The following is an 11,610-nucleotide window of genomic DNA, read 5'->3' as shown; positions in this document are numbered from 1 at the left end:
ACCCTGTGGGAGAGTAGGACGCCGCCGAACAATCTTTCAGGGAAAGCCCCTCGCCTCACGGCGGGGGGCTTTTTCGCGTTCCCGGACCATTTCCGGAGCGTTTTCGGAGCATTCCCGGAACCGGCGGATACCGAGTCCGGTCCGTGATCAGCAGGTTGTTGCCCGGGCGGATGGTTGCGGGCAGACTGCCCGTCATCGTGATTGGTCCAGACCATCGGCGGGCGGAGGGCTTCGGGGGTCATGGGAGCGGCGGGGGTTCGGCGGGCAGGGCAGCACGGGGTGGTGCTGGGCGCGGCGGCGGTGACGGTGCTGGTGGCGGTGGCGGTGCTGACCGCGTTGACGGCGCTGACGGGGAGTTCGGTGACGCAGGGGATGCGGCACCGGTTGGCGGCGGATCCGCGGTTCTCGTTGACGTTGTCGGGGCGGTACGCCGAGGGCGCGGACGTGGCGGCGGATGCGCCGGTGCGGGCGGCGTTGCACCGGGCGTTGCCGGGGATGCCGGCGGAGATCGAAGAGGTGCTGCGCGGGTCGATGCCGTTGCGGACGCCGCTGCCGAGGGCGGCGGGGGCGGTGTCGTCACAGGGAATGGCGGTGGTGCCGTTGGCGGTGCCGGAGCCGCAGCGGGTGGCGGAGTTGGCGCAGGGGGCCTGGCCGACGGGGCTGGAGCAGGTGGCGTTGTCGGAGTCGACGGCGCGCTGGCTGGGGGTGTCGGCGGGGGAGAAGATCGCGCTGACGCAGTCGGCCGGCGGGGTGCTGTCGGCGACGGTGAGCGGGGTGTACCGGGAGCTGCCGGGCGCGGAGCGGCAGTGGCGGGCGTGGACGGCGACGGTGCCGGTGGAGTCGTCGGACGGGTTGGTGCTGGCGTCGCAGGAGTTGCTGCGGACGCATCCGCTGCTGCACGAGCAGGTGGACGTGGTGTGGACGGCGGTGCCGGCGCCGGGGCAGCTGCGGCCGGAGGGGCTGGGGCTGGTGCGGGACCGGGTGGACCGGTTGATGGGCGGTGATGTGGTCCGGGCGGTGTTCCGGGGCGGCGAGTCTCCCGTGAACGGGCTGCGGGCGTCGAGTGATCTGCCGACGGCGTTGAACGATCTGCGGTCGCCGATGATGGTGGCGCGGTCGGGGATGCTGGTCCCGGTGACGATGCTGGCGGTGCTGTCGGCGGTGACGATGGTGCTGACCGCTCGTCAACTCACGGACTTCCGGCGGGCGGAGCTGCTGCTGCAGTTGGCGCGGGGTGCCGGGCGGGCCCGGCTGCTGGGTGCGGCGGCGGTGGAGTGGGCGCTGTGCACGGTGCCGGCGGCGCTGCTGGGCGTGTGGGTGGCGGGGCCGTTGCTGCGGCTGCTGGAGCGGCTGGGGCTGCCGGTGGACGGGGCGGCCGCGGAGGCGACGGGCGCGGCGGCGTGGACGGTGGCCGGGGTGGCGCTGGTGCTGCACGGCTGTGCGGCGCTGCTGCCGGTGCTGTGGACGGCGGACGGCGGCGAGCGGGAGGTGCCGTCGCGCAGTGCCCGGCGGGCGGTGGCGCAGCGGGCCGGGGCGGACCTGGTGCTGGCGGCGGTGGCTGTCCTGGCGTACCTGCAACTGCGGCAGTACGAGGGGTTGTTGAGCCCGGCGTCGAGTGCGGTGGGGTTCGATCCGGTGCTGGTGGCGGTGCCGGTGGTGATGACGGTGGCGGCGGCGTTGCTGCTGCTGCGGTTGTTGCCGCCGCTGGGGCGGGCGTTGGAGGCGTTGGCTCGGCGTGGGCGGGGTCTGGTGGGGCCGCTCAGTGGTTGGCAGGTGTCCCGGGGGCGGGCTGGTCAGGCGGCGCCGGTGCTTCTGATGGCGTTGGCGTTGGCGGTGGGGGCGTTGACGACGACGGCGATCGCGGGGGAGGGGCCGAACGATCGGGACCGGGCGGCGTTCGACCTGGGCGCGGATCTGCGGGTGACGGGCGGTGCGGTGCCTCCGGGGGCGCGGCAGGCGGCGTTGGCGGCGGTGCCGGGGGTGGCGGCGGTGACGCCGGTGGGCACGCTGGAGGGCCAGGTGTCGGGGGTGGCGACGTCGGTGCTGGGGGTGGACACGGCCGCGGTGCAGCCGGTGGCGACGTCGGAGCGGATGGCGTCGGGGTCGTGGAGGCATGCCGTTCCGGCGGTCCGGTCGGATCTCGAACAGGGTTCGCTGGCGGGTCAGTTGGCGTCGTTGCGGGACGGTGTCCCGGTGCACGGGATGCCGTTGGCGGGGCGTCCGTCGGAGCTGAAGGCGCGGGTGTCGGTGTCGGCGGCGGCTCGGGTCGGTTCGGTGTGGCTGGTGGCGCAGGTCGAGGACGCGGGCGGCCTGGTGACGGAGGTCCGGGCGGAGGTGACGGCGGACGGGGTGGCCCGGACGGTGTCGCTGCCGTTGGCGTCGGGGGAGTTGCACTACCCGTTGCAGGTGACGGGGTTGGGCCTGCGGAGTGCGGCGCGGGGTTTCCCGCGGGCGACGTTCCGGTTGACGGTGTCGGGGATCGAGGGGGCGACGGTGCCGGCCGGGGCGAGCTGGGTGGATGTCACCCGTGGCCCGTTCGGTCCGACGGATCTGGGGTGTCCCGGGCAGTTGGACGAGGGCCAGGGTTCGCGGCGGATCGACGCGGGCGTGTGCGAGACGGTGAAGGCCGAGGACGGCGGGCTGCTGTCGGCGGTGGTGCGCGGCGCGGACCCGTCCCAGGTGGAGGCGGCGGACGGGGTGTCGTTCGCGCTGGCGCCGCCGGGGACGCCGAAGCGGGTGCGGGGGATGCCGGTGGCCGGGTTCGTGGTGCCGGCGCTGGTGAACGAGGCGTTCCTGCGGGCGGTCGGCGCCCAGGTGGGCGGCCAGGTGCGGTTGACGTCCGGCCAGGCGGACCTGTTCGGGCTGCGGATCGTCGGGGTGCTGCCGGACTTCCCGGGCGGCGGTGACCGGGACCGGGCGCAGGCGCTGGTGGATCTGTCGGCGCTGTCGGCGGCGCGGTCGGGGCTGGGGTTGCCGCCGGTGGCGGACGGGGCGTGGCTGTTGGCGGCGTCGTCGAAGGCGGGGATGGAGCAGGCGGAGCGGGCGATCGCGGCGGATCCCGGGCTGGGCCGGGTGGAGAGCGTCCGGTCGCGGGCGGCGGCGATGGCGGCGGATCCGTTCCGGGCGGGGCGGCGCAGTGCGCTGGTGCTGTCGTTGGTGCTGTCGCCGGTGTTCGCGGTGGCCGGGTTCACGGTGCATGCGGTGGGTTCGGCGCGGTCGCGGCGGCGGGAGTTCGCGGTGCTGCGGGCGATCGGTGTGCGGCGGCGGCAGTTGGCGGGGGTGCTGCGGCTGGAGCAGTTGGCGGTGGTGGGTTTCTCGGTGCTGCTGGGCGGGGTGCTGGGGGTGGGTCTGGCGGCGGTGGTGCTGCCGTTGATCGTGGTGGACGGCGGTGGCCGGGCGGTGTTCCCGTCGCTGGAGCTGACGGTGGGCTGGGGTTGGACGGCGGTGGTGGTGCTGGCGACCGGGCTGGGCGTCGGCTCGGTGGTGCTGGTGCTGTCGCGGATGTTGGCGCGGGTCGATCTGGCGCGTGAGCTGCGGGCGGGGGAGAGCGGATGAGCGGGTTCGGCGGGTTCGGGGGGTGGCGTCCGGCGCTGCGGGAGGCCCGGACGGGGTGGCCGGTGCTGGTGGTGCTGGCCGTGCTGTCGGCGGTGCTGACGGTGGCGTCGCTGCTGTGGCCGCCGGTCTTCGACGACCTGTCGACGAAGGAGTTGAACCGTCGGCTGGCGGTGGCGCAGGCGGAGGGGCCGCTGGTGGTGGCGCGGGCGACGCTGAACGCGCCGCGGAACCGGGCGGGGCAGTCGACGGCGCCGCAGTTCGGCTCGTTGGACAGCGACCTGACGCGGGTCGGCGAGGGTCTGAGGCAGGGCCCGTCGGGGGAGTTGGCGCACACCCTGGCCCGGGTGTCGGGCTGGGCGCAGAGCGACGGCATGGAGTTGAAGGGGCAGGGCGTGCCCCGGCCGCACGGCAATCCGGCGTCGGTGTCGCTGGCGTACGCGCAGGACGCGGCGGGCCGGGTGCGCTGGGTGGCGGGCCGGGCACCCGGGCAGCCGGACGCGGCGCAGCAGGCGCCGGTCGAACTGGGCATGTCCCGCAAGGGGTTGGAGCAGTTCGGGTTGGCGCTCGGCCAGCGGGTGATGCTGGAGGGGCAGGCCGGGGCCACCGAGGCGGTGGTGGTCGGCGAGTTCGCGCCGCTCGACGGCTCGGACGACCTGTGGCGTGAACTCCCCTTGCTGAACGAGCCGTTGGACGCGCCGGAGCCGAGCGGGTACATCCGGTACGGGCAGGCGCTGGTGGCTCCGGCGGGGCTGGAGGCGATGGAGGCGCGCGGGTCGTTGTCGCTGTCGGCGACCTGGGTGTTCGAGGCGGCGCAGCAGCCCTGGGGGACCGGCGGCACGGCTGCCGGGGTGCGTGAACTGGCCGCCGGGGCGCGGGGGTTCGCTGTCGCGGCGCGGGATCGGGCGTGCGGCGACATCGTCTCGGACATGATGCCGTGCCCGGCGGGGGTGCGGACGGTGTCGCCGCCGCAGGTGCAGGAGCAACTGTCGGCGCTGGTGGACCGGTTCGCTGAGCAGCGGGCCCGGACGGTGTCGCTGCAGTCGTTCGCGTTGGCGGGGCTGTTGGCGATCGGGGTGTCCACGGCGGTGGCGGCGGCCCGGCTGGGGGCGCGACGTCGGGAGGGGGTGCTGAGGCTCCAGCGGGCGCGCGGGGCGGGTGAGCCCGCACTGGCGGCGGTTCGGCTGCTGGAGGCCGTTCCGGCGGTCCTGGTGGGGGTGTTGGCGGGCCGGGCGGCGTCCGGCCCGTTGGCGGGGGAACGTCCGCTCGGTGCGTGGTGGCCGGTGGCGGCGGTGGCCGTGCTGGTGGCGGGCGCGCCCGCGGTGGCGGTGTGGTGGCAGGGCCGGGCACTGCGCCGGGCGGGCCGGGAGCCGGTCCAACGGCGGGGCGTGAAGCGGGCGTTGGGCCTGTCCGGTCGGCTGGTGATGGAGGGTACGGTGCTGGCGCTGGCGGCGGCGGGCGTGCTGCAGCTGCGGCTGCGCGGCGCGACCTCGCCGGGCGCCGCCGACCCGGACCCTCAACTGGCCGTGGTGCCGGTGGTGTTGGGCCTGGCGGCGGTGGTCGTGGTGCTGCGGGTGTACCCGGTGCCGCTGCGGGTGCTGACCGGCTGGGCGCGGCGGCGGCGCGGCACGGTCGCGCTGATCGGTCTGTCGCAGGCCGGCCGGCGTTCCGGCGCGGCGGCGACGGCGCTGCTGGTGCTGGTGCCCGCGCTGGCCTGTGCGGTGTTCGGCGCGCTGGTGTCCGGGACGGTGCGCAACGGCCGGGCGGAGGCTGCGCAGTGGCGCACCGGCGGGGACGCGGCCGTCCTCTGGCCGGCCCAACGCTCGTTGCCGCTGGAGGAGTTGGCGAAGGTGCCGGGCGTCGGCGGGGTGCTGTCGGTGCACGGCGGGGTGGCGTCGCTGACGGCCGGCGAGGACGGGACGGTGCTCAGGAACGTGGGCCTGGTCGGCGTCGACCAGGAGGCGCTGGCGAAGCTGGAGCCGGGCTCGCCGGTGGCGGCGGCGCTGAGCGGTGCGGGGCTGTCCGCGCCGCTGGCGCCGGGTGCGGAACTGCCTGCGCTGGCCGACGCGCGGACCGCGGCGCGATTCCCCGAGGGAGCGTTCGACGCGGACGCCGGGGCGAACAGGTTCCGGGTCCGGATCGTCGGCGTGCTGCCGGCCGGCGCGGAACGGGACCGGGCGGTCGGGCCGGTGGTCGCCGAGGTCGCGGGCGGGCCGCTGCTGGTGTTCGGCGGGCCCGCCGCGGAGCGCCTGCCGCGACAGACCGGGCAGCGCAACGCGGCCGTGCTGTTCGCCGAGCCCGGCCGCGCCGGGTCGGCGGCCGGTGCGCAGCGGATCGACGGGGACCGGCTGCGGGCCGTGGTGGCGGCCTCGGCGGCGACCGCGGGCGTCGGCGGCGCGGGGGTGGCGGGCGGCGCGGCGCTGCGCGGCGCGCCGGTGGAAGTCCGGGACATGGCAGGGCAGTTGAAGGAGTCGACGAACGACGGGCTGGCGTCCGCGCTGGAGCTGGCGTTCCGGTCGGCGGCGGCGATCGGCCTGCTGCTCGGGCTGACGGCAGTGGTCCTGGAGCTGCTGCTCGGCTCCGCGGAACGCGGCCGGATGCTCGCGTACCTGCGCACGCTGGGCCTGGGCCCGAGGGCCGCGGCGGGCGTCCAACTGGTGCAGCTGCTGCCGGTGATGGCAGCGGCGGTGATCGGCGGAACGGCCCTCGGGCTGGGCCTGCCGTGGCTGCTGGGCCCGGCACTGGAACTGAGGGCGTTCACCTCCGGCCCGGGAGCGCCCTCGTTCGCCCCGGACTGGACGAGCATCGCGATCGCCGCGCTGGGACTGCTCGTCCTGGTGCCGTGCGCGGCGGCGCTGGAGGGGGTGGCGGGGCGTCGGCGGGTGCCGCAATTGCTCCGGCTCGGTGAAGGGGCGCAGTAGACGGTAGGGCGGACAGGGCAACGGGGTCGTGCGTCGTCGGCGTACGGCCCCGTTGTGCTTGCCCGCGCAGTTCCTCGGGCCCCTGACGGGGCACGGAACTGCAGTGCAGCAGCGGGACGGACGAGGGATTCGGAGAGAGTTGGAAGACCTGTCGGTGGGGCACGGTACGTTCGTCGTCGGATGTGTCCTGATTGTGGGTGAGGTGTCCGTTGCAGCTGGCTCAGGTGGAGGGGGTCCTGGAGCGGATCACCTATGCCAATGACGAGACGGGGTACACGGTTGCGCGGGTGGACACCGGGCGGGGGGCGAATGATCTGCTGACGGTGGTGGGGGCGCTGCTGGGGGCGCAGGTGGGGGAGAGCCTGCGGTTGTTCGGGCGGTGGGGGTCGCATCCGCAGTACGGGCGGCAGTTCACGGTGGAGAACTACACGACGGTGCTGCCGGCCACGGTGCAGGGGATTCAGCGGTATCTGGGCTCGGGGTTGATCAAGGGGATCGGGCCGCGGTTCGCGGAGCGGATCGTGGAGCGCTTCGGGGTGGAGACCCTGGAGGTGATCGAGAACGAGCCGAAGCGGCTGATCGAGGTGCCGGGGCTGGGGCCGAAGCGGACGAAGATGATCGCCGCGGCGTGGGAGGAACAGAAGTCCATCAAGGAGGTGATGGTCTTCCTGCAGAGCGTCGGGGTGTCGACGTCGTTGGCGGTGCGGATCTACAAGCAGTACGCGGACGCGTCGATCGGGGTGGTGAAGAACCAGCCGTACCGGCTGGCGGCGGACGTGTGGGGCATCGGGTTCCTGACGGCGGACCGGATCGCGCAGGCGGTGGGGATTCCGCACGATTCGCCGGAGCGGGTGAAGGCGGGCCTGCAGTACGCGCTGTCGCAGTCCACGGACCAGGGGCACTGCTATCTGCCGGAGGAGCGGCTGATCGCGGACGGCGTGAAGCTGCTGCAGGTGGACGTGGGCCTGGTGATCGACTGCCTGGCGGAGCTGGTCGCGACGGAGGGGGTGGTGCGCGAGCGGCTGCCGGGCGGGGACGGGCTGGAGATCACGGCGGTGTACCTGGTGCCGTTCCACCGGGCGGAGATCTCGTTGGCGGGCCAGCTGCTCCGGCTGCTGCGGGCGGGCGAGGACCGGCTGCCGTGGTTCCGCGACGTGGACTGGCCGGCCGCGCTGGGCTGGTTGGCGAAGCGGACGGGTGCCGAGCTCGCCCCGGAGCAGGAGCAGTCGGTGCGGCTGGCGTTGACCGAGAAGGTCGCGGTGCTGACGGGCGGGCCGGGCTGCGGCAAGTCGTTCACGGTGAAGTCGATCGTGCAGTTGGCGTTGGCGAAGCGGGCGAAGGTGGTGCTGGCGGCGCCGACGGGGCGGGCGGCGAAGCGGCTGGCGGAGCTGACGGGCGCGGAGGCGTCCACGGTGCACCGGCTGCTGGAGCTGAAGCCGGGCGGCGACGCCGCGTACGACCGGGACCGGCCGTTGGACGCCGACCTGGTGGTGGTGGACGAGGCGTCGATGCTGGACCTGATCCTGGCGAACAAGCTGGTCAAGGCGGTCGCGCCGGGCGCGCACCTGCTGTTCGTGGGGGATGTCGACCAGCTGCCGTCGGTGGGCGCGGGCGAGGTGCTGCGGGACCTGCTGTCGCAGGGCAGTCCGATCCCGTCGGTGCGGCTGACCCGGATCTTCCGGCAGGCCCAGCAGTCGGGCGTGGTGGTGAACGCGCACCGGATCAACGAGGGCCTGCCGCCGCTGACCGAGGGCCTGCCGGACTTCTTCCTGTTCGCGGAGGACGACGCGGAGCGCGCGGCGGGCCTGACGGTGGACGTGGTGGCGCGCCGCATCCCGCAGCGTTTCGGGCTGGACCCGCGGCGCGACGTCCAGGTGCTGGCGCCGATGCACCGCGGCCCGGCGGGGGCGGGCGCGCTGAACACGCTGCTCCAGTCGGCGGTCACGCCGGCCCGGGAGGGGCTGGCGGAGCGGCGGTTCGGCGGGCGGACGTTCCGGGTCGGCGACAAGGTGACGCAGATCCGGAACAACTACGACAAGGGGCGCAGCGGCGTCTTCAACGGCACCGTGGGCGTGGTGACGTCGCTCAGTGTGGACGACCAGCGGCTGACGGTGATGACCGACGAGGACGAGGAGATCGGCTACGACTTCGACGAGCTGGACGAGTTGGCGCACGCGTACGCGGTGACGATCCACCGCTCGCAGGGCAGCGAGTACCCGGCGGTGGTGATTCCCGTCACGACGTCGGCGTGGACGATGCTCCAGCGCAACCTGCTGTACACCGCGGTGACGCGGGCCAAGAGCCTGGTGGTGCTGGTGGGGTCCCGGAAGGCGATCGGCCAGGCGGTGCGGGCGGTGAGCGCGGGGCGGCGGCACTCCGCGCTGGACCACAGATTGGCTGCCGGGCGCGGATCAGGGGGTACGGTACGTCCAGAGGTTGTCTTGACGTGAAGAGATTTAGGGCGGAACCTGGTCTGGTGCCGATCTTGTCCGGTTCACACCGGCTGCGGCAGCAGAGTTTGTAGGCCCTGGTCCTTTCCGGGGTCGCCCCCGGTGCGCGGCCGTCCTTCGGGTGGGGGATCGTTGAGACAGTCAGGGCAGTCGGATGAGGACCAATTTCGTCGGTGAGGAAGACGTGAGCGACAAATCGGTAGTACTGCGGTACCAGGACGGCGAGTACGAATACCCCGTCGTCGAGAGCACTGCGGGCAACGCCGGCTTCGACATCTCGAAGCTGCTTCCGCAGACCGGCCTGGTCACCCTGGACAACGGTTTCGGCAACACCGCCGCCAACAAGTCCGCGATCACCTTCATTGACGGTGACGCCGGCATCCTGCGTTACCGCGGGTACCCGATCGAGCAGCTGGCCGGCGAGGCCAACTTCATCGAGACCGCCTACCTGCTGATCAACGGCGAGCTGCCGAACGAGGGCGAGCTGGCGGCGTTCAGCAACGAGATCACCCAGCACACCCTGCTGCACGAGGACGTCAAGCGCTTCTTCCAGGGTTTCCCGCGGGACGCCCACCCGATGGCGATGCTGTCCTCGGTGGTCGGCGCGCTCTCCACCTTCTACCCGGAGAGCCACAACCCGTTCGACGCGGACCAGCGCCACCTGTCGACGGTGCGCCTGCTGGCGAAGCTGCCGACGATCGCGGCGTATGCGTACAAGAAGGCGGTGGGCCAGCCCTTCGTCTACCCGCGCAACGACCTCGGCTACGTCGAGAACTTCCTGCGGATGACCTTCGCCGTCCCGGCCGAGGACTACGAGCTGAACCCGGTCGTGGTCAACGCCCTGGACAAGCTGTTCATCCTGCACGCCGACCACGAGCAGAACTGCTCCACCTCGACGGTGCGCCTGGTCGGCTCCTCGCACGCCAACCTGTTCGCCTCGATCTCGGCGGGCATCTCGGCGCTCTGGGGCCCGCTGCACGGCGGCGCCAACCAGGCCGTGCTGGAGATGCTGGAGCAGATCCAGAAGGACGGCGGCGACGTCGACGCGTTCATCCGCAAGGTGAAGAACCGCGAGGACGGCGTCAAGCTGATGGGCTTCGGCCACCGCGTCTACAAGGCGTTCGACCCGCGCGCCGCGCAGGTCAAGGTGCTCGCCCACGAGGTGCTGGCCCAGCTCGGCAAGTCCGACGAGCTGCTGGAGATCGCCCTCAAGCTGGAGGCGCACGCGCTCCAGGACGACTTCTTCGTCTCGCGCAAGCTCTACCCGAACGTGGACTTCTACACGGGTCTGATCTACCGCGCGATGGGCTTCCCGACCAGCATGTTCACCGTGCTGTTCGCGCTCGGCCGGCTGCCCGGCTGGATCGCCCAGTGGCACGAGATGATCAAGGACCCGACCAGCCGGATCGGCCGCCCGCGGCAGATCTACACCGGCGTCGAGATCCGCGACTACGTGCCGATCGACGCCCGCTGAGCGAGCCGCACCGCACCAGCACCGACGAAGGGGCCCGGCCCCCTGCCACCCGATGAGGGAGGCGGGGCCGGGCCCCTTCGTCATGTCCGTCTCTGCGAGGTGGGGCGCACGGCGCCCGGGACGATCCCGGGTGGGGAACGGCCGCTCAAAGCAATCCCCGGACTCCCGGCTCCGGCCCGGCGCCGTGCGCGAAGGCCGTCGACGAGTCGACGACCGTCCGGGGCCCGCCGGAGCCCCGCTCTACAAAAGGTAAGACGTACCAGGGGGCGCAGAGTTACGGCAGGGGGGTGTGAGTTGCCTCTCTCCACTCTCCGTGTGCATCCGCGCACCCGGACGGCGGAGCGCATATCACACCGCACGCCGAGCGTGCGACGTCACCCACCCCGCAGAGACCGCAACCCAGCGTGATAGGAATCGTGGCAATCCGGTACGGACCGCCTGCCATCCGCGGAGCGGTGAACGGTCAGGGAGGGATGCGCTATGGCCAGGAACGTCGTCGTCACCGGTGGAGGCACCGGCATCGGCCTTGAGGTGGCCCGGCGCTTCGCCGAGGCCGGCGAGCGCGTGATGATCGTCGGCCGCCGTCCCGGGGTCCTCGACCACGCCGTCGCGGAACTCGGCCCCAACGTCACCCCGCTGGTGTGCGACCTCGCCGACCCGGACGCCGTGGAGGCCGCACTGGCCGAACTGCCCGCCCGGATCGACGTCCTGGTCAACAACGCCGGCAGCCGGGAGACCGTGTTCGGCGCCGGCCCGCACGCCGTACTGGCCCGCTGGCGCGGCGACTTCGAACGCAACGTGCTGACCGCCGTGCTGCTCACCGAGTCCATCCGCGACCGGCTCACCCCCGGCTCCGGGCGGGTCATCACCGTCTCCTCGATCGCCGCGCTGCGCGGCGCCGGCTCGTACGGCGCGGCGAAGGCCTCGCTGCACGCCTGGAACCACTTCCTGGCGGCCCAGCTCGGCCCGTCCGGCATCACCGCCAACATCGTGGCGCCCGGCACCGTGGCGGGCACCGAGTTCTTCGGGCCGCGCCTGGACGAGGCGGAGGTCGCCCGTCGCTCGGCGCGGACCCTGCTCGGCCGGATCGGCGAGTCCGGGGAGGTCGCCGCCGCCGTGTGCTTCCTGGCCTCGGAGGAGGCCGGGTTCATCACCGGCGAGATCCTGCACTGCAACGGCGGTGAACTGCTCGGCCGTTGACCGCCGCGGCGGT

Annotated in this window: 5 protein-coding genes; all 5 read left to right on the top strand. The window is 73.4% G+C overall.

What is annotated here, in order from left to right; translation table 11 throughout:
- The first annotated feature begins 240 nt into the window (after positions 1–240).
- The 5 genes from ACFV4P_RS32080 to ACFV4P_RS32060 all read left to right on the top strand — a co-directional run bounded on the left by ACFV4P_RS32080 (position 241) and on the right by ACFV4P_RS32060 (position 11,597).
- On the top strand, positions 241–3,555 hold the full coding sequence (locus ACFV4P_RS32080) for an ABC transporter permease (protein ID WP_380477031.1): 3,315 nt from the start codon (positions 241–243) through the stop codon (positions 3,553–3,555).
- Positions 3,552–6,473 (top strand): hypothetical protein, encoded by a 2,922-nt coding sequence (locus ACFV4P_RS32075; RefSeq protein ID WP_380477029.1) that lies wholly within the window; start codon positions 3,552–3,554, stop codon positions 6,471–6,473. The genes ACFV4P_RS32080 and ACFV4P_RS32075 overlap by 4 nt, the downstream gene beginning before the upstream one ends.
- A 209-nt stretch (positions 6,474–6,682) precedes the next feature.
- Positions 6,683–8,923 (top strand): ATP-dependent RecD-like DNA helicase, encoded by a 2,241-nt coding sequence (locus ACFV4P_RS32070; RefSeq protein WP_380477028.1) that lies wholly within the window; start codon positions 6,683–6,685, stop codon positions 8,921–8,923.
- Between the two features lie 184 nt (positions 8,924–9,107).
- The gene (locus ACFV4P_RS32065; protein WP_073815085.1) at positions 9,108–10,397 is read left to right on the top strand and encodes a citrate synthase; all 1,290 of its coding nucleotides are present in this window, start codon (positions 9,108–9,110) and stop codon (positions 10,395–10,397) included.
- A 480-nt stretch (positions 10,398–10,877) separates the two neighbouring features.
- Positions 10,878–11,597, top strand: a complete 720-nt coding sequence (locus ACFV4P_RS32060) for an SDR family NAD(P)-dependent oxidoreductase (protein WP_380477026.1) — start codon at positions 10,878–10,880, stop codon at positions 11,595–11,597.
- Positions 11,598–11,610: the final 13 nt, after the last annotated feature.

The sequence above is a fragment of the Kitasatospora sp. NPDC059795 genome (assembly GCF_042732175.1).
GTDB lineage: Bacteria > Actinomycetota > Actinomycetes > Streptomycetales > Streptomycetaceae > Kitasatospora.
This window is presented reverse-complemented; position numbering and strand designations above follow the sequence as displayed.